Raw genomic sequence first — 18801 nt, 5'->3', positions numbered from 1 at the left:
AGATATGAACGTCGATTACGGCTGGTAGAACCCAACACCGATTTCATTCTCTTTGCGGGTACGCGCAATCACGGAAGACGGTGATTCATGGACGCGCAGATCCATTTGATCTTCGGTGCGCACCACGATGCCGCGCAGCGAGTTGGTATAAACATCAACGATTTCCACATCGACGAATTTACCGATCATATCCGGCGTGCCTTCGAAGTTGACGACGCGGTTATTTTCCGTACGGCCAGACAGATCCATCACGCTCTTACGTGAGGTGCCTTCTACCAGAATACGCTGGACGGTGCCCAACATGAGACGGCTGAAGCGCATTGCCTGCTGGGTGATGCGCTCTTGCAGAAGGTACAGACGCTGCTTTTTCTCTTCTTCCGGCACGTCATCGACCATGTCCGCAGCCGGTGTTCCCGGACGGGCAGAATAGACAAAGCTGTAGCTCATATCGAAATTCACATCGGCAATCAGCTTCATCGTTTGTTCAAAGTCAGCCTGCGTTTCGCCTGGGAAACCGACGATAAAGTCAGAACTGATCAGGATGCCTGGACGCGCGTTGTGCAGCTTGCGGATAATCGCTTTGTATTCCAGCGCGGTATGACGGCGTTTCATCATCGTCAGCACACGGTCAGAACCGCTTTGCACTGGCAAATGCAGGAAGCTGACCAGCTCGGGCGTATCTTCATAGACGCTGATGATATCGTCTGTGAATTCAATAGGATGGCTGGTGGTAAAGCGGATGCGGTCGATCCCATCGATGGCGGCGACCAGACGCAGCAGCTCAGCAAAGGAGCAGATTTCACCGTCATAGGTTTCGCCGCGATAGGCGTTAACGTTCTGTCCCAGCAGGTTGACTTCACGCACGCCTTGCGCGGCCAGTTGAGCGATTTCAAACAAGACATCATCGCACGGGCGGCTGACTTCTTCGCCGCGGGTATAAGGCACCACGCAGAATGTGCAATATTTATTGCAGCCTTCCATTATTGAGACGAAGGCCGTTGGCCCTTCGGCACGTGGTTCTGGCAGACGGTCAAATTTTTCGATTTCAGGGAAACTGATATCAACGATAGGGCTGCGGGTGCCCTGAACGTGGTTAATCATTTCCGGCAGACGGTGCAGGGTTTGTGGGCCAAAAATAACGTCAACATAGTGCGCACGTTCACGAATATGCGCGCCTTCCTGTGAGGCGACGCAGCCACCCACACCAATAATCAAATTCGGATTGAGATCTTTCAGCGCTTTCCAGCGGCCAAGTTGATGGAAGACCTTTTCCTGCGCCTTTTCACGGATCGAACAGGTATTGAGCAGCAGGACATCGGCTTCTTCAGCAATTTCAGTCAGCTCATAGCCGTGCGTACTTCCCAGTAAATCAGCCATCTTTGATGAATCGTACTCATTCATCTGACAGCCCCAGGTTTTAATAAGCAGTTTTTTTGTCATCGACTTGCCATTACTCAGTGCGGATAAGAAAGATTCCCCTCATTTGGGGCGGGTATTGTAATCGTTCGCTGACGTTGTGACCAGCACCGGAAACCGCGCTGATTTGATAACCCCTTACTTTCTATAAAAATGCGGCTTTTCTGAAAAATCACCCGCAGATCCAGTACACTACTTTCATGCACTTTTACTGGTGTGAATACACCAGAACCAGAGAGGATAAAGCCAATATGCATTACGATGCGATTGTGGTTGGCGGTGGCATGGTCGGCGCGGCTGCGGCGCTTGGTCTGGCACAGCAAGGGTTTCAGGTTGCAGTGGTTGAGCAGGAAATGCCTACGCCGTTTGATGCCGTCAGCCCGCCAGATTTACGGATCTCGGCGATTGGCTACGCGTCGGTTGCTCTGCTGAAAGAGTTGGGCGCATGGCCACGAGTACAGCAAATGCGCAGTGCCCCTTACCGCCGGCTGGAAACCTGGGAATGGGCGAATGCCAGAGTCGTTTTCGATGCTGCTGACATTCATCTACCTGAGCTGGGTTTTATGGTAGAAAACCGCGTGCTGCAATTGGCGCTCTGGGAAAGCTTGCAGGAAGAGGAACGCTGTCACCGTTATTGCCCGGCTACGCCGCAGAACCTGCAACGCACCGATGGTGGCTGGTGCTTACAGCTTGCCGATGGGCAACAGATGACGGCTTCGCTGGTGATTGGTGCTGATGGTGCGAACTCTCAGGTTCGCCAGTGGGCGGGGATTGGCATCAGTGGCTGGCAGTATCGTCAGTCTTGTATGCTGATTGGTGTTGAAACTTCGCAACCCCAGCAGGACGTCACCTGGCAGCAGTTCACGCCGAGCGGCCCGCGTGCGTTTTTGCCGCTCTTTGACCAGTGGGGGTCGCTAGTGTGGTACGACAGCCCACAGCGTATTCGCCAGCTTCAGGCGATGCCGCTTGCTCAGTTGGATAAAGAAATTGCGGCCGCCTTTCCTGAGCGATTGGGCTCGGTTAAAGCGCTCTCCGCCGGATCATTCCCGCTGGTCAGACGCCATGCGCAAACCTATATCAAACCGGGCTTGGTGCTACTGGGTGATGCGGCACATACTATCAATCCGCTGGCGGGGCAGGGGGTTAATCTGGGATATCGTGACGTTGAGGCGCTGCTGGATGTGCTAATCAACGCGCGTAATGCAGGAGAGGCGTGGGCCTCTGAGCGTGTGTTACGCCGCTATCAGTGTCGCCGTATGCCGGATAACCTGATGATGCAAAGCGGGATGGATCTCTTCTATAACGCGTTCAGTAACGCGTTACCGCCGCTGAGTTTTGCGCGCAATATGGCGCTGATGGTTGCACAGCGCGCTGGCGTGTTAAAACAGCGCGCGTTGAAGTATGCCATTGGTGTCTGACAGATAATGAGGGCGCCGACGACTACAGCGCTGGCTCAGCGGTGAAGATAATATCGGTGTCCTTATTAGTTGTTGCTGTAAAGCGAGCATGTCCTACCTGCCGAACACCCTTACCTGAGGTCTGGCTATCCTGAAGCAGGCCGAACATCATCTCCGTCACTTCGGGGCTTTCGATATTATTCTCACCCAATAGTGCAGAAAACGCGGCAGTGACGATTTGCAGATTCTGTCTTGTTGCATCGGGAGATTCTGACGCGGCGTTGAGTATCACAAGTCCATTAAGCTGCTGGCTTTTACTCTCTACCGACCCAATTAATCCGACGTGCTCATTAAAAATGTGCTGAAAATCATCGACGGATGTTCCCTTTTCCAACTTAACGGTCAATTCGAGAGGGATATTGAGTTTCGCCAGATTGGCATTCATCCGGTCTGCGAACGTTTGCGACGACATCTTGAAAGAAGGAACGTTGGCAGCATAAGTCGGTGTGACGAAGCAAAACAGCAGTGCAACGCTAAATAGCAGGTTGGTTAACTGTGCACGTATGACAGACCATCGAGATTGGCCGATGTCATTCTTCTGTGGCAGCACAACGTGGCTGAAATCATGAATAATAGAGGATGTCGATAAAACCTTCATGCCCGCCCTTTTGGGAAAATCGAATAGTGGATTGGGATATGTTAGCACCAGACTAGGTTAATACCACGCATAACAAAACAGGGCGACGTCTTTCGACTGTCGCCCTGTTTCTTTGCTGTTTTACCAGCTTTATTTGGCTGGGGTACGAGGATTCGAACCTCGGAATGCCGGAATCAGAATCCGGTGCCTTACCGCTTGGCGATACCCCAATAATATGGTGGCTACGACGGGAATCGAACCTGTGACCCCAGCATTATGAGTGCTGTGCTCTAACCAGCTGAGCTACGTAGCCAAATGTACTGCTAATGTTACTTTACTTCAACAACATCTTCTACATCAAGTAGATGGCTGGGGTACCTGGATTCGAACCAGGGAATGCTGGTATCAAAAACCAGTGCCTTACCGCTTGGCGATACCCCAACAGGACAACGAATTTTTCAGCATATGTTTTGAAATGGCTGGGGTACCTGGATTCGAACCAGGGAATGCCGGTATCAAAAACCGGTGCCTTACCGCTTGGCGATACCCCAATCACTACAAAACACTAACAAGCTTCGAAAAGCGATGTCAGACCGAGAAGATAATGGTGCGGGAGGCGAGACTTGAACTCGCACACCTTGCGGCGCCAGAACCTAAATCTGGTGCGTCTACCAATTTCGCCACTCCCGCAAAAAAGATGGTGGCTACGACGGGAATCGAACCTGTGACCCCAGCATTATGAGTGCTGTGCTCTAACCAGCTGAGCTACGTAGCCATCCTTTCCGCGTCACCTTCATCGGCGTTGCGGGGCGCATTATGCGTAGTTGGCCTAATTGCGTCAACTAGTTTTTTCCCGAAAAGTGCCCTCAATGTATCGTTTGTTTGGGTTGTGAACAGTATGGTGAGAAAAACGCCAAAAAGCACGTATTCCCAGTCAATTAAGCGTACAAAAACGGGCCACGAAAGGCCCGTTGACTGAAAAAATTAAATCGAATTATTTGTAGGCTGACTGGTGTACGCCAACCGCGCGGCCTGATGGGTCGTCCAGTTTCTTGAAAGATTCATCCCACTCAATCGCTTTAGCAGATGAACAGGCGACTGACGGGCCGCCAGGCACGCATTCTGCGGCGCTTGGTACTGGGAACAGCTCTTCGAAGATTTCACGGTACAGATACGCTTCTTTAGAGCCCGGCGTGTTGTACGGGAAGCGGAAGCGTGCTGTCTCCAACTGCTGATCGGTAACCTGCTGAGCCGCTACTTCTTTCAGCGTATCAATCCAGCTGTAGCCTACGCCGTCAGAGAACTGTTCTTTCTGACGCCATGCAACGCTGTGCGGCAGATAGGATTCAAAGCACTCGCGCAGGATGTGTTTTTCCATCTTGCCGTTGCCACACATTTTGTCGCGTGGGTTGATGCGCATGGCGACATCCAGGAAGTTCTTGTCCAGGAACGGCACGCGCGCTTCCACACCCCAGGCAGACATCGCTTTGTTCGCGCGGGCGCAGTCATACTGGTGCAGTGCCAGCAGTTTACGCACGGTTTCTTCATGCAGCTCTTTGGCGTTTGGCGCTTTGTGGAAATAGAGGTAGCCGCCGAACACTTCGTCAGAACCTTCACCTGACAGCACCATCTTGATGCCCATTGCTTTGATTTTACGCGACATCAGGTACATCGGCGTTGAGGCGCGAATCGTGGTGACGTCATAGGTTTCGATGTGGTAAATCACATCACGAATGGCATCCAGCCCTTCCTGCACGGTGAAGTGAATTTCGTGGTGCACAGTCCCCAAGTGGTCAGCCACTTCTTGCGCGGCTTTCAAGTCTGGCGCACCTTCCAAACCGACGGCGAAAGAGTGCAACTGAGGCCACCAGGCTTCACTACGCTCGTCATCTTCTACGCGACGTGCGGCATATTTTTTGGTGATTGCAGAGATAACGGAAGAATCCAGACCGCCAGAGAGCAACACGCCGTAAGGCACGTCAGACATCAGGTGGCTTTTCACCGCTTCTTCCAGCGCATCGCGCAGTGCTTCTTTATCCGTTTCGTTGTCTTTTACGGCATCGTAATCAAACCAGTCGCGCTGGTAATACTCACGAATTTGACCGTCTTTGCTCCACAGGTAGCTGCCTGCCGGGAATTCTTTGATGGTGCGGCAAACCGGTACCAGCGCTTTCATTTCAGAAGCGACATAGAGGTTGCCGTGTTCATCGTAGCCCATATATAGCGGGATGATGCCAAGGTGGTCACGGCCAATCAGGTAGGCGTCTTTTTCGCTGTCATACAGGGCAAAAGCGAACATACCACGCAGTTCATCCAGGAATTCTGGGCCTTTTTCCTGATACAACGCCAGGATGACCTCGCAGTCGGAGCCAGTCTGGAACGCGTAACGGTCACCGTATTGCTGACGCAATGCCTGATGGTTATAAATTTCACCGTTAACGGCCAGAATGTGGGTGCGCTCGGCGTTGTAAAGCGGCTGTGCGCCCGTGTTGACGTCAACAATAGACAGACGTTCATGAGCCAGAATTGCTTTGTCGCTGGCATAAACGCCGGACCAGTCTGGCCCGCGGTGACGCATTAAACGAGATAGCTCCAGTGCTTTCTTACGCAGTTCAACAGGATCGCTTTTCAGATCAAGCACACCAAAAATAGAACACATACATGACTCCCAATAATGACAGATTCGACCTCAGTGCTATTGATTTAGCATCAAAGTGCCATGGGAATTCAATATTATTTAATGAAAAAAGCCATTGATGTGGTATTTCGTTAATTTATTCGATTTTTTGGTGTTGATTCGTCAAATTCCTGCACAGGAAAGGCCGGATTTTTAGGGATTACATAATCCGGCCAGAACGAGGGTCAGGCATTTTCGAGTAATTGCTGTAGCAGCACGCCGTTTAGCATTGCACGTTTGACCAACGCAAATGCGCTGATAGCGGAAAGATGGTTGAGGCTGGAGATCTCAATCGGCAGGTTATGACGAAATTCTTTCAGTACCTGCGTGTTGATACAGCGTTGAATCGCAGGGAGCAACGTTTTTTCTGCTTCGGTGATTTCACCGGCAATCACGACTTTCTGAGGGTTGAACAGGTTGATGGCGATGGAAAGCGCTTTGCCCAGATTGAGCCCTGCCTGTTCGATCACCTCGCGGGCGAGGGCGTCGCCTCGATTTGCCGCTTTGCAAATGGCAGAAATCGTTACGTTATCCGTAGAAAGTTTGCTGGGATAACCCTGACGCAGCAGATGCTGTACCCGCTGTTCAATGGCGGCGTTGGCAACGACGGTTTCCAGACAGCCGAAATTGCCGCAGTGGCAGCGATCGCCAAGTGGGTCGATCTGAATATGGCCGATCTCGCCGACGTTGCCGTTGCTGCCGAGAAAAATTTGCCCGTTGACGAGAATACCCGCGCCAGTACCCCGATGGACGCGCACCAGAATAGAGTCCAGCGAGTCGTGGGTGGCACCGAAATAGTGTTCTGCCAGCGCCAGGCTGCGGATGTCGTGACCGACAAAGCTGGTAACGTTGAACTGGCGTTGCAGATTTTCGACCAGTTGCCAGTTATCCACGCTGATGTGCGGCATATAGCGGACGATGCCCGCAACGGGATCAACCAGACCCGGCAGCACAACGGAGATCGCAATGAGTTCGCGAATGCGGCGCTGGTGGCTGGAGATAAAGCCGCCGATCGCCTGAAAAAGCGCGGCTTCTAGCGCCTCCTGTGTTTTCTCTTGCAGGTCATAGTGCATTTCTTCCAGCGCTTTTCCCTGCAAGTCGTACAGCGCAATGGTGGCGTCGTAACGACCGAGTCGGACGGCGATAGAATGGAAAGGGCGGTTTTCGGTGATAATCGAAATGGCGCGTCTGCCGCCGGTGGAGGCCTGCTGATCGACTTCTTTGATGAGCCCGCGCTCCAGAAGCTGGCGGGTGATTTTTGTGACGCTGGCAGGCGCAAGCTGGCTCTGTTCTGCTATCTGAATTCGTGAGATTGGGCCTTGCTGGTCAATCAGGCGGTAAACCACCGCACTGTTTAATTGCTTAACCAGATCGACATTCCCTATCTGCGCCTGTCCGCCTGTGGTCATGAAAAAGTTACTCGCTTCTTTAGGTATAAACGCAGATATCAATGCGTAGTCTTCGTCAACATGGAGTAAGCCTGATCTTGGTTTACCCCACGCATTTCCGCTTTACCTCAAGAGGTTTTTCACTTTATCCCCAAACAGGGTTGCCGTTAACAAACGTCTTGAGAATCTGATAATCACGGTCAAAGGCGGTCAGGTTTGCCACTTTACCGCTTTCAATACTGCCTAACTGCTTATCGACACCAATGGCGCGAGCGGGGTAGAGCGTCGCCATTCGAATGGCTTCATCCAGTGCGATACCCGCATGCTCGACGCTATTACGCACGGCTTCAATCATGGTCAGTGCAGAACCGCTCAGGGTACCGTGCTCATCGACACAAATGCCATCGCGGTAGTATATGGTTTTACCAGCAAAAATGAATTGGTCAATATCTGCGCCTGCCGGTGCCGTCGCGTCAGTAACCAGCACCAGTTTATCGCCCTTGATGCGTTTACTGTTGCGAATATTGGCCCAGTCGACGTGCCGTCCATCCGCGATAATACCGCAATAGACTTCTGGGGCATCGTAAATCGCGCCAACCAATCCGGGTTCGCGGCCGGTCAGATAAGGCATGGCGTTGAACAGGTGGGTAGCGAAACGAATACCAGCGGCAAAACCCCGCTTAGCCTGTTCCCAGGTCGCGTTGGAGTGCCCGGCGGAGACGATAATGCCCGCAGCTGTTAACTGACGGATAACCGACGGTTCGACTTCTTCCGGTGCCAGCGTGACTTTTGTAATGGCGTCCGCGTTGGCACACAGAAAGTCGACCAATTCTTGTGTTGGCTGGCGAATAAAGGCAGGGTCATGCGTGCCTTTCTTTAACACGTTCAACCACGGGCCTTCGAGATGCAGCCCAAGCGCCTGATGCTTATTCTGCGCCAGCCAGTCTCTCATCACATCGATGCTGTGCTTCATAAATGCATCGCTGGAGGTAATCAGCGTAGGTAAAAAACTGGTACAGCCTGAACGCTCGTTCGCCTGCTGCATGATCTCCAGCGTCTTGACGGAGATCGTGTCCAGCGAGTCGTTGAACTGCACGCCGCCGCAGCCGTTCAACTGGAGATCGATAAACCCCGGAGCGAGGAACGCACCGCTCAGGTCGTGTTGTTCAATGCCGACAGGGAGCTCGGCAAGTGGGCAGACTCGCTCGATCAGCCCATCGGCAATCACCACGGCGTGATTATCCAGAATCTGATGGCCGGTGAAAATCCGGCTGTGGGTTAACGCGTACATCATCAACTCCCGCGATCGGTTAGAGGTTCTTCATACTTTCCGTTTCTAACTCACGGAAATATTTAACAGTTTTTACCTTCAGCTCCATCGTTGAAGGTTCGTCGCATACCATGATAGCCTTGGCATGAAGCTGCAGACAGCTGATAGTCCACATATGGTTGACGTTGCCTTCTACCGCAGCCTGAAGCGCCAGCGCTTTGTTGCGCCCGGTCACCAGAATCATCACTTCTTCGGCATCCAGCAACGTACCGACGCCCACGGTCAGGGCAAATTTAGGCACCAGACTGACGTCCCCGCCGAAGAAACGGGAATTGGCGATACGGGTTTCTTCCGTCAACGTTTTGATGCGGGTGCGGGAAGCCAGAGAGGAGGCGGGCTCATTGAAGGCGATATGTCCATCGTTGCCCACGCCGCCCATGAAAAGATGAATTTTTCCGTAGGACTTTATTTTCTCTTCATAGCGGCGACATTCTGCTGTGGTGTCTTCTGCGTTGCCGTTCAACAGGTTAATGTTTTCACGCGGAATATCAACGTGATTGAAGAAATTCTGATGCATGAAGGTATGATAGCTTTCCGGGTGATCGGTTGGCAGGCCGACATATTCATCCATATTGAAGGTGACAACGTGTTTGAAGCTCACCAGACCAGCCTTATGCATGGCGACCAGCGATTTGTAGGCCTCCAGCGGTGAGCTGCCTGTCGGTAGCCCAAGAATAAAAGGGCGCTCTGCACTGGGTTTGAAAGCGTTAATCTTCTCAACGATGTGGCGGGCGGCCCATTTTCCGACGTCGGCGGCGGTAGTTAAGGGAATGAGTCTCATCAGCGCTCTCCTGATTTTTAAGTGGAATAAATTGCGTTATTGCGTCAATCGCGCCAGCTACGCGTTTTGTCTATGCATTAAAATTAGTCTACTCCGTTTTTTTTAATCTTGAAATAAGTTGGGGTTTTATTCAGGTATAAACTTTTAGTATGCAGTTTTTTGGTGATTTTTATCACATAATTACGGGGTTTAATTTGTGTAGCGAATTATTTTTCTTACACTCCCCCTGAGAACTACCGCTGCCATGTTTTCTCGACAATGAAGTTTTTCGACAGCGACGTTCTTCGGCAGTGAAATTTATTGGCAGGTTTGTTTGCCCCACAACATTTCATTTACCTCGCAAAGGTAAGAGAGGGAAAAGTGAGTACTCTTAGCTATTTACAAAAAGTCGGCCGGGCATTGATGGTGCCTGTCGCGACGCTGCCTGCTGCCGCCATCCTGATGGGGATAGGTTACTGGATTGATCCGGTTGGCTGGGGAAGCGAGAACGCATTGGCGGCACTCCTCATCAAATCGGGCGAGGCGATTATCGGGCATATGGCGGTGCTGTTTGCGGTCGGTGTCGCTTACGGCATGTCGAAAGATAAAGATGGTGCGGCAGCATTGACCGGTTTTGTCGGCTATCTGGTGCTGACCACGCTGTGTTCACCGGCTGTTGTCGCCATGATCCAACGGATCCCTGTTGAACAGGTGCCCGCTGCGTTCGGCAAGATTGAAAACCAGTTCATCGGGATTCTGGTCGGTGTGATGTCCGCCGAATTGTATAACCGCTTTAGTCAGGTTGAACTGCCTAAGGCGCTGTCGTTCTTCAGCGGACGCCGTTTGGTCCCGATTCTGGTTTCTTTCCTGATGATTCTGGTGGCGTTCATTTTAATGTACGTCTGGCCGGTGATTTACAATGCTCTGGTGTCGTTTGGCGAACACATCCAACAAATGGGCTCGGTAGGTGCTGGGGTTTATGCCTTCTTTAACCGCTTGCTGATTCCTGTTGGGCTGCACCACGCGCTGAACTCCGTGTTCTGGTTTGATGTTGCGGGTATCAACGATATCCCTAACTTCCTGGCCGGCCAACAGTCTATTGATTCAGGCAAAGCCGTTGTGGGGATCACCGGACGTTATCAGGCGGGCTTCTTCCCGATTATGATGTTCGGCCTGCCGGGTGCAGCGCTGGCGATTTATCACTGTGCTCGCCCTGAGAACAAAAGCAAAGTAGCCGGAATTATGCTGGCGGCGGCGTTTGCCTCCTTCTTTACTGGTATCACTGAGCCGCTGGAATTCTCCTTCATGTTTGTGGCACCGGTGCTGTATTTCCTGCATGCGCTGCTGACTGGTTTTTCCGTCTTTATCGCAGCCAGCATGCATTGGATTGCCGGCTTTGGCTTCAGTGCCGGTCTGGTGGACATGGTGCTGTCTTCGCGCAACCCGCTGGCTACCCAGTGGTACATGCTGCTTGTTCAGGGACTGGCATTTTTCGTTATTTACTATGTGGTGTTCCGCTTTACCATCACGCGCTTCAATCTGTTAACGCCGGGACGTGAGCTGGCCGTGAGCGGTAGCGAAGCTGATGGATATGACGTGAGTACCGCATCCGCGAGCGAGAAATCAGGTGATACAGCGTCACTGGCGCGGGGTTACCTGCAGGCACTGGGTGGGAAAGACAATCTGCTCGGTATTGATGCCTGTATTACGCGTCTGCGTTTGAACGTGGCGGATTCCTCTCTGGTGGATGATGCACAGGCGAAGCGTCTTGGTGCGGCGGGCGTTATTCGTCTGAATAAGCAAAGCGTACAGATTGTCGTGGGCACACAGGCTGAATCGATAGCGACCGCACTGAAAGCGGAACGCGACAAGGCCTAATATGACGGTGCTACTTGTTTAACGTGGTGTTATGTCCATGAAATTGATAGGGCGAGATGGCAATCTCGCCCTTTTTTTTCGTTATGAATAATTAAATGAAACTAACGGTTGTTTCCCAGCGTAGCTTGTTGGATCATTGTCGGTTATACGTCGTTTTAGCATTGAGGAATGAAGAATGAGTGAGGCTGAAGCCCGCCCAACCAACTTTATCCGTCAGATTATCGATGAAGATCTGGCGTCCGGTAAGCATGACCATATTCAGACGCGTTTCCCGCCAGAGCCGAACGGCTATCTGCATATTGGGCATGCCAAGTCTATTTGCCTGAATTTTGGTATCGCGCGTGACTATCAGGGGCAATGCAACCTGCGTTTTGACGACACCAACCCAGTAAAAGAAGATATCGAATACGTTGAGTCGATCAAACGTGACGTCGAGTGGCTGGGCTTTTCATGGAGCGGCGACGTCCGCTATTCTTCTGATTATTTCGATCAACTGCATGCGTATGCGGTTGAGCTGATCGGTAAAGGGCTGGCTTATGTCGATGAACTGACGCCCGAGCAAATCCGCGAATACCGCGGTACGTTGACGGCGCCGGGCAAAAACAGCCCTTACCGCGACCGTACCGTGCAGGAAAACCTGGCGCTGTTTGAAAAAATGCGTAACGGCGGGTTTGCGGAAGGTACGGCCTGCCTGCGAGCAAAAATCGATATGGCATCGTCCTTTATCGTGATGCGCGATCCGGTGCTGTACCGTATTAAATTTGCCGATCACCACCAGACGGGTAACAAGTGGTGCATCTACCCGATGTATGACTTCACCCACTGCATCTCCGATGCGCTGGAAGGGATCACGCATTCACTGTGTACGCTGGAATTCCAGGATAACCGCCGCCTGTACGACTGGGTGTTGGACAACATTACGATTCCTTGCCATCCGCGTCAGTACGAATTCTCTCGCCTCAATCTCGAATACGCGATTATGTCCAAGCGTAAGCTGAATCAGTTGGTGGTGGAAAATGTCGTTGAAGGATGGGACGATCCGCGCATGCCGACCATCTCTGGTCTGCGCCGTCGTGGTTATAGCGCAGCCTCTATCCGTGAATTTTGTGTGCGCATCGGCGTCACGAAACAGGATAACAACGTGGAAATGGCCGCGCTTGAATCCTGTATCCGCGACGATCTGAATGAGAACGCCCCGCGTGCGATGGCGGTGCTGGATCCGGTCAAAGTCGTGATCGAGAATCTGCCAGCCGGGCATGAAGAATTTGTCGCGATGCCAAACCATCCGAACAAGCCGGAAATGGGGTCACGTCAGGTGGCATTCAGCCGTGAAGTCTATATCGACCGTGCTGACTTCCGTGAAGAAGCTAACAAACAGTACAAACGCTTGGTGTTGGGTAAAGAAGTGCGTCTGCGTAATGCCTACGTGATCAAAGCCGACCGCATTGAAAAAGACGAGCAGGGCACCATCACTACGATCTACTGTAGCTATGATGCAGAGACGCTGAGCAAAGATCCGGCTGATGGCCGTAAAGTGAAGGGCGTGATTCACTGGGTTTCTGCGGCACACGCGGTACCCGCAGAATTCCGTTTGTACGATCGTCTGTTCAGTGTGGCAAACCCTGGCGCGGCAGAGGACTTCCTGTCGACGATTAACCCAGACTCACTGAAGATTACGCAAGGTTTTGTCGAAGCGAGCCTGGCGCAAGCAGAAGCAGAGAAAGCGTATCAGTTTGAGCGTGAAGGTTACTTCTGTGCCGATCGTGTTTACTCCAGTGCAGAGCATCTGGTGTTTAACCGTACGGTTGGGCTGCGCGATACCTGGGTTGGCTAAGGCTGACTGGAAAGAAGACAAAAATAAAACCGCCTCGGCGGTTTTATTTTTTTATGCGGTCGATTTATCGTGTGGAATCGTGCAGGGTTTCGTCCTCTCGGCAATCCCCTTCACTGCAATGCCCGTAGAGATACAAACTGTGGTTGGTCAGTTTAATGCCGTGTCTTTCTGCGATCTCGCGTTGGCGTGCTTCGATAGACTCATCGCGGAATTCAATGACTTTGCCACAGTCGAGGCAAATTAAGTGATCGTGATGATGCTGCTGCGTCAGTTCAAAGACGGACTTTCCACCTTCGAAGTTATGACGGGTTACGATGCCCGCATCATCAAACTGGTTGAGTACGCGATAGACGGTAGCAAGACCAATCTCTTCGCCCATATCAATCAGTCTCTTATATAAATCTTCCGCACTGACGTGATGGCAGACAGGATCCTGTAACACTTCCAGTATTTTCAGTCTTGGAAGAGTGACTTTCAGGCCGGCCTTCTTTAATGCGGTATTGTTGTCAGTCATGCGGGTTTAGTCCTGTTGCTTACTTATCAATGGAGGCTGCCTAGCCTATGACATCGGTCGGCTCAAAAAATGTAATAGCGTCCCAATTATAGAACCGCACATACAAAATGAAAACAAGGGAATGTTAACAATATTGTCCCCATTCACACTACTGGTATAGAACGCAATACGTTGTTGATGAATGAGGAAATGGTGAAGCACGTATAAAACCGATGGGATTATTGTACAGGTTTACTGATAGAAGTTAAAAAAATGTATCAATTATTATGAAAGGTTTTACCTATCAATGCTGTTTTGGCTCTGATAGGGATTATCAGAGCCAATAGGATTTAGCCAACCAGCTCTTTCAGGTTCAGTTCATCGCTGATCTGTTTGACCCACGTTGTTACGCGTTCGCTGGTCAGTTCAGGCTGGCGGTCTTCATCGATAGCCAGGCCGATGAAGTGGTTGTCGTCGGCGAGCCCTTTAGAGGCTTCAAAGTAATAGCCCTCTGTTGGCCAGTGGCCGACAATCGTCGCGCCGCGAGGTTCGATAATGTCACGGATAGTACCCATGGCATCACAGAAGTATTCCGCATAGTCTTCCTGATCGCCGCAGCCAAACAGGGCAACCAGTTTTCCTGTGAAATCAACTTCTTCCAGCGAAGGGAAGAAGTCATCCCAATCGCACTGAGCTTCACCGTAATACCAGGTTGGAATACCCAGCAGCAGAATGTCGAAACCTTCGAGGTCTTCTTTGCTGCTTTTGGCGATGTCATGAACATCAGCAACGTTGGTGCCTAACTGCTGTTGGATCGTTTTGGCGATGTTTTCAGTGTTGCCAGTATCACTGCCAAAGAATATTCCGATGAGTGCCATGAATTGAATAACCTCTTGATTCCTAATGGTATGGTGTAATGTTTCACCCACTTATCTGTTAATAATAACAGACACTCACATCAGGAGAAACTCGTATCGGTAAGGATGCGTAAATCAAAGGCGTATGAAATGTGGAGGGGAGTAAAAGAAACGAAACGCAGTTCTGCCGACGCTAAATTCCCCATAATGAATAGGGATTATGGTATCGTCAGGGATTAAACGCTCATTTCCTTAATATCTTGGTGGGTATTTATTTATAACAATGTTTCATTTTTTATGAATATGCTTTTTATTTTTACAACTGATTCCGATTGTAATTAAAAGCAGACTTCTTTTTGTAAGAAATAAAAGTCACCTCACGGTACGTTACTCTTCGTGAGAATTAAAATGCATACAAAAGATAATGTTTTAATCGAATTGAAAGTCTGTAACATTTCTCGGGAATATTCCTAATAAATGGAAATAAGAATTATAACCATTTACAGATGAGACGATGAAAATACAGAAGGAAAAGGTTTTAGCCTTTTGATGTTAAAGAATAAAGTGAAAGTTCAGCGTAAATTGCCTTGCCCATTGACAGCATGCCGATGCCAACGCACGTGAGGCGCGGCGGTAGCGAACTTTATGGTAACTCTCTGATTAAAAAACTTATATCTATAAAAATAAGTGCATCCATTCTCAATATAAAAAATTATATTAATAAATATAGCGAGAACGCTAAATATTCTCTGTGTTTAGCCGATGAGTTAGCGTGGTTTTTGAGTTTTCAACTCGGTGAAATGTGAACGCTAGGGAGAAGTGACCTGTTTCATGGTGTGAATTTTCTGATTCATATCGGTTGATTAGCGATAAAAATCTTTTTAACCATTTTCCTGATTTGGAGTGAGCTATGAGACTTATAAAAAATATTGCCATCAGAACCGCTATGCTATGGGTGCTGGGCATTTTTTGTGTCCTTTGGGGTGGCGTATCGATATATACCATGTTCTCTTTTAAAGAGATGACGACGACCTCGAAAACCAGCACCTTGCTGGTTCAGAATATGAATTTTATCAACCAGGGCAACGATCAATACTTCCGTATGGTAACCCGTCTGGCGCGTGCCGTTGACGCTCGCCGCAGCGGTGATAATGCCGCCGCAGATAAAGAGCAGGCTTCTGCACTTGTCGCGCTGGATAAACTGAAGTCTGATTTGGTGGCGTTTAATGCTATCGATCATGCGGGTCTGGATGCGGCGCTGGTACAGGCTGTCAGTCGTGACTGGAACAATCTGGTTACTCAGGGGGTTGAGCCGCTTTACCAGAAGGCCGTTGCCAACGCACTGGATGATTACCAAAATCAGGCCAAGAACGTTGTGCCGCCATTGAGTCGCCAATTTGGTGCATCTTTATCCGCATTCAGTAACGCCAGCGCAGAGAAATTCGATGCGGCAGGCGTTCGTTTTGAAAAAATCACCACGATTGGACAGAACATTTTGCTGAGCGGATTGGTTATCGGTCTGATCATGCTGTTCCTGACTGACCGTTATCTGGTTGTGTGTCTGGTTCGTCCATTAAATGACCTGCGCTATCACTTTAGCGTGATTGCTTCCGGCCATCTGGGCAAGCCAATTCTGGACTTCGGCAATAACTGTGTCGGTCGTCTGTTCCCACTGCTGCGTGAAATGCAGGGGAGTCTGGCCAGCACGGTTAGCACGATCAGAAACAGCACGGATTCCATCTATCAGGGGGCTTCTGAAATTGCTGCGGGCAACAACGATCTGTCTTCACGTACTGAAGAGCAGGCTTCCGCGCTGGAAGAAACTGCGGCAAGCATGGAGCAACTGACGGCGACGGTGAAACAGAACGCCGAAAACGCCAACCACGCTAGCCAACTGGCGTTGCAAGCTTCGACAACGGCGAAGAAGGGCGGCGAGATCGTTGAGAACGTGGTGAAAACCATGGCGGAAATCTCTGGCAGTTCGAGAAAAATTGCAGAAATCACCACTGTGATTAACGGCATCGCTTTCCAGACCAACATTCTGGCGTTGAATGCGGCGGTAGAAGCCGCGCGTGCGGGTGAGCAAGGGCGTGGGTTCGCCGTGGTGGCGGGAGAAGTACGCAGTCTGGCACAGCGCAGTGCGCAGGCAGCGAAAGAGATCGAAGGGCTGATTTCTGAGTCTGTTCGCTGTGTCGATACGGGTTCCAACCTGGTTAGCGATGCTGGTGACACCATGCAGGATATCGTCCGTGCGGTGACCAACGTGACGGATATTATGGGTGAGATTGCGTCGGCATCGGAAGAACAAAGCAAAGGGATTGCACAGGTTGGTCAGGCCGTAGCGGAAATGGACAGCGTAACGCAGCAAAACGCCGCGTTGGTTGAACAGGCCTCGTCGGCCGCCTTGTCGCTGGAAGAGCAGGCGGCGTTGCTGAACCAGACGGTGTCGCTGTTCCAGTTGTCTGACTCGCAGTCAGCGCTGCAAGTCGCAGCAAAACCGATGCAGAAAGCGCAGGCGGTTGCGCCACGTGCCGCCGCAGCTAAAGCGTTGCCGCCCAGCAACGACAACTGGGAAAAATTCTGATGCGGGTTTTCATCAGAAAAACCGTATGTTAGTCAGAACAGACGTGTTGTTTAACCTGGGGTCGAGTGTTTAATCTTGGGTGAATGTTCAGGCGGCGTCAGAAATGGCGCCGCACAAGGTGTGAATATCGTATTACGTCAATCAGGACTGTTGTTCTGCCAACTGCGCCAGCAGCATCTCTTCAATCAACTCACTGCGGCTGATGTTCCGCTCTTCAGCAAGGCTGTTCAGGATATCAACGGCGTCGCTGTTAATCTTTAATTCAACACGGCGCAAGCCACGAACTTTATCGCGACGTAGCTGATTACGCTTGTTAATTCTTAGTTGTTCGTCACGCGAGAGCGGGTTGGTCTTGGGGCGGCCCGGACGACGCTCGTCTGCGAACAGATCCAGTGTGGTGCGATCCGTTTGTTCTTTTGCCATAAGTAATGATACTGCAAGGTATTCGGACCAAAATACACGGTGCTGTCCATCTTGTTCTACAAATAAAAGCGATGCCGATTCTCACCCTGCAACAGAGGTCGCCAGGATGCGGTTTGCTATCTGTGAAACATGTCGGGAAGTGATGCGTGCATTTTGATGAAGTGGTTACAATGCTTGTGGCTGAATCAGCCGTCCCTCTACTGCGAGCGCCATCATACCCTAGCCGCACTGGCGGCGACAACGGTTAACTGTCGCCGTTATCATGAATCCGCCAGTGTCAGTGCTGTCTGGTTAATTCGTGTCCAGAAAACGGTGGATAGCGCGCAAAACCGCATCAGGCTTTTCTGAGTGAACCCAGTGGCCTGCTCCGCTGACCACATGCGCACGCGCCGCCGGGAATTGGCGCAATAACGAATCGCGATAGCGATCGTCCAGATAAGGGGAATCGCCGCCGCGAATGAACAGGATAGGGCCTTGCCAGGCGGGAACCTCCTGCCAGCCAACGATGTTTTCGTACTCATCCCACAACACCGGTACGTTAAAACGCCACTCTCCTTGTTGGAAGGATTTCAGCAAAAACTGAATCACGCCTTCTTCCTTTATATGCTGACGCATTAATGCGGTGGCTTCCGTACGCGAGGTCAGGCCCGCTTCCGTCACGGCGCGTAGCGCGGCAAAAATGGTGTCGTGGCGGCGCACCTGATAATCCACTGGTGCGATATCAATCGCGACCAGTTTGTCCAGCCGTTCGGGAATGAGCGCGCTGAGCGCCATCGCGACTTTCCCGCCCATTGAATGCCCAATCACGATAGCGCGTTCGATGTTCAGTTCATCCAGCAGCGCCAGTACGTCCTGCGCCATCGCGGGGTAATTCATCTGCGGCGAACGCGGCGACAAACCATGATTGCGTAAATCGATTTGCAGGATGTCGTGCGTGTTTTGCAAATCCCGACCTAATACGCCAAGGTTATCCAGCGTGCCAAACAGGCCATGAATCAGGACGACAGGGAGTTTATCTGTGGGCTGGTGCGCATTTTGCCAGCGATGATTCAATTTCATGGTGAAGTTCATTCAGAGAGACATGGGCTTAGGGTATCATGACTTTAGAATGAATGTTGTCGTTGAAG

At 51.0% G+C, this 18801-nt stretch carries 14 protein-coding genes and 6 tRNA genes; 4 read left to right on the top strand and 16 right to left on the bottom strand.

Annotation, left to right across the window (positions count from 1 at the left end):
* Positions 1-15: 15 nt before the first annotated feature.
* Positions 16-1440 carry a tRNA (N6-isopentenyl adenosine(37)-C2)-methylthiotransferase MiaB gene (gene miaB, locus WCT94_RS07795; RefSeq protein ID WP_336868953.1) on the bottom strand — a complete coding sequence of 475 codons (1425 nt, stop codon included), beginning with the start codon at positions 1438-1440 and terminating at the stop codon, positions 16-18.
* A gap of 227 nt (positions 1441-1667) precedes the next feature.
* On the opposite strand from miaB, the gene ubiF reads away from it, so the two are divergent.
* Entirely contained in the window at positions 1668-2834 is a 1167-nt protein-coding gene (gene ubiF / locus WCT94_RS07790; protein WP_336868951.1) for a 3-demethoxyubiquinol 3-hydroxylase, read from the top strand.
* A 22-nt stretch (positions 2835-2856) separates the two neighbouring features.
* On the opposite strand, the gene WCT94_RS07785 is transcribed toward ubiF, so the two are convergent.
* The 11 genes from WCT94_RS07785 to nagB all read right to left on the bottom strand — a co-directional run bounded on the left by WCT94_RS07785 (position 2857) and on the right by nagB (position 9626).
* The gene (locus tag WCT94_RS07785; protein ID WP_336868949.1) at positions 2857-3471 is read right to left on the bottom strand and encodes a hypothetical protein; all 615 of its coding nucleotides are present in this window, start codon (positions 3469-3471) and stop codon (positions 2857-2859) included.
* 134 nt (positions 3472-3605) lie between these two features.
* A tRNA-Gln gene (locus WCT94_RS07780) sits at positions 3606-3680 on the bottom strand.
* A 6-nt stretch (positions 3681-3686) separates the two neighbouring features.
* Positions 3687-3763 (bottom strand) — tRNA-Met (locus tag WCT94_RS07775).
* A 53-nt stretch (positions 3764-3816) separates the two neighbouring features.
* A tRNA-Gln gene (locus WCT94_RS07770) sits at positions 3817-3891 on the bottom strand.
* A gap of 35 nt (positions 3892-3926) precedes the next feature.
* A tRNA-Gln gene (locus WCT94_RS07765) sits at positions 3927-4001 on the bottom strand.
* Positions 4002-4055: 54 nt separating this feature from the next.
* Positions 4056-4140: transfer RNA gene (locus tag WCT94_RS07760), tRNA-Leu, on the bottom strand.
* An 8-nt stretch (positions 4141-4148) separates the two neighbouring features.
* Positions 4149-4225 (bottom strand) — tRNA-Met (locus WCT94_RS07755).
* A gap of 219 nt (positions 4226-4444) precedes the next feature.
* Positions 4445-6109: an asparagine synthase B gene (asnB, locus tag WCT94_RS07750; RefSeq protein WP_336868947.1), complete on the bottom strand. Its 1665-nt coding sequence runs from the start codon at positions 6107-6109 to the stop codon at positions 4445-4447.
* Positions 6110-6312: 203 nt separating this feature from the next.
* Positions 6313-7536, bottom strand: a complete 1224-nt coding sequence (gene nagC, locus WCT94_RS07745; protein ID WP_336868945.1) for a DNA-binding transcriptional regulator NagC — start codon at positions 7534-7536, stop codon at positions 6313-6315.
* Between the two features lie 124 nt (positions 7537-7660).
* Positions 7661-8806 carry an N-acetylglucosamine-6-phosphate deacetylase gene (nagA, locus tag WCT94_RS07740; RefSeq protein ID WP_336868943.1) on the bottom strand — a complete coding sequence of 382 codons (1146 nt, stop codon included), beginning with the start codon at positions 8804-8806 and terminating at the stop codon, positions 7661-7663.
* A gap of 19 nt (positions 8807-8825) precedes the next feature.
* Positions 8826-9626 carry a glucosamine-6-phosphate deaminase gene (nagB, locus tag WCT94_RS07735; RefSeq protein WP_180742356.1) on the bottom strand — a complete coding sequence of 267 codons (801 nt, stop codon included), beginning with the start codon at positions 9624-9626 and terminating at the stop codon, positions 8826-8828.
* A gap of 360 nt (positions 9627-9986) precedes the next feature.
* On the opposite strand from nagB, the gene nagE reads away from it, so the two are divergent.
* Both nagE and glnS read left to right on the top strand, forming a co-directional pair.
* Positions 9987-11483, top strand: a complete 1497-nt coding sequence (gene nagE / locus WCT94_RS07730; protein WP_336868941.1) for an N-acetylglucosamine-specific PTS transporter subunit IIBC — start codon at positions 9987-9989, stop codon at positions 11481-11483.
* A gap of 175 nt (positions 11484-11658) precedes the next feature.
* Entirely contained in the window at positions 11659-13317 is a 1659-nt protein-coding gene (glnS, locus tag WCT94_RS07725) for a glutamine--tRNA ligase (RefSeq protein WP_336868940.1), read from the top strand.
* A gap of 64 nt (positions 13318-13381) precedes the next feature.
* On the opposite strand, the gene fur is transcribed toward glnS, so the two are convergent.
* Both fur and fldA read right to left on the bottom strand, forming a co-directional pair.
* On the bottom strand, positions 13382-13831 hold the full coding sequence (fur, locus tag WCT94_RS07720; protein ID WP_015839486.1) for a ferric iron uptake transcriptional regulator: 450 nt from the start codon (positions 13829-13831) through the stop codon (positions 13382-13384).
* A gap of 329 nt (positions 13832-14160) precedes the next feature.
* Positions 14161-14688, bottom strand: a complete 528-nt coding sequence (gene fldA, locus WCT94_RS07715; RefSeq protein ID WP_010285453.1) for a flavodoxin FldA — start codon at positions 14686-14688, stop codon at positions 14161-14163.
* Positions 14689-15577: 889 nt separating this feature from the next.
* On the opposite strand from fldA, the gene WCT94_RS07710 reads away from it, so the two are divergent.
* Complete coding sequence (locus tag WCT94_RS07710; RefSeq protein ID WP_336868938.1) at positions 15578-17251, top strand: methyl-accepting chemotaxis protein; 1674 nt, start codon at positions 15578-15580, stop codon at positions 17249-17251.
* 141 nt (positions 17252-17392) lie between these two features.
* On the opposite strand, the gene ybfE is transcribed toward WCT94_RS07710, so the two are convergent.
* Both ybfE and ybfF read right to left on the bottom strand, forming a co-directional pair.
* Positions 17393-17674, bottom strand: coding sequence for a LexA regulated protein (gene ybfE, locus WCT94_RS07705; RefSeq protein WP_225087339.1), 282 nt, complete (start codon positions 17672-17674; stop codon positions 17393-17395).
* Between the two features lie 291 nt (positions 17675-17965).
* On the bottom strand, positions 17966-18733 hold the full coding sequence (gene ybfF, locus WCT94_RS07700) for an esterase (RefSeq protein ID WP_336868936.1): 768 nt from the start codon (positions 18731-18733) through the stop codon (positions 17966-17968).
* Between the last annotated feature and the right edge of the window lie 68 nt (positions 18734-18801).

This window comes from Pectobacterium sp. 1950-15, assembly GCF_037136835.1.
GTDB lineage: Bacteria > Pseudomonadota > Gammaproteobacteria > Enterobacterales > Enterobacteriaceae > Pectobacterium.
Note: the sequence above shows the minus strand (reverse complement) of the source record. Positions and strands in the feature narration are given on the sequence as shown.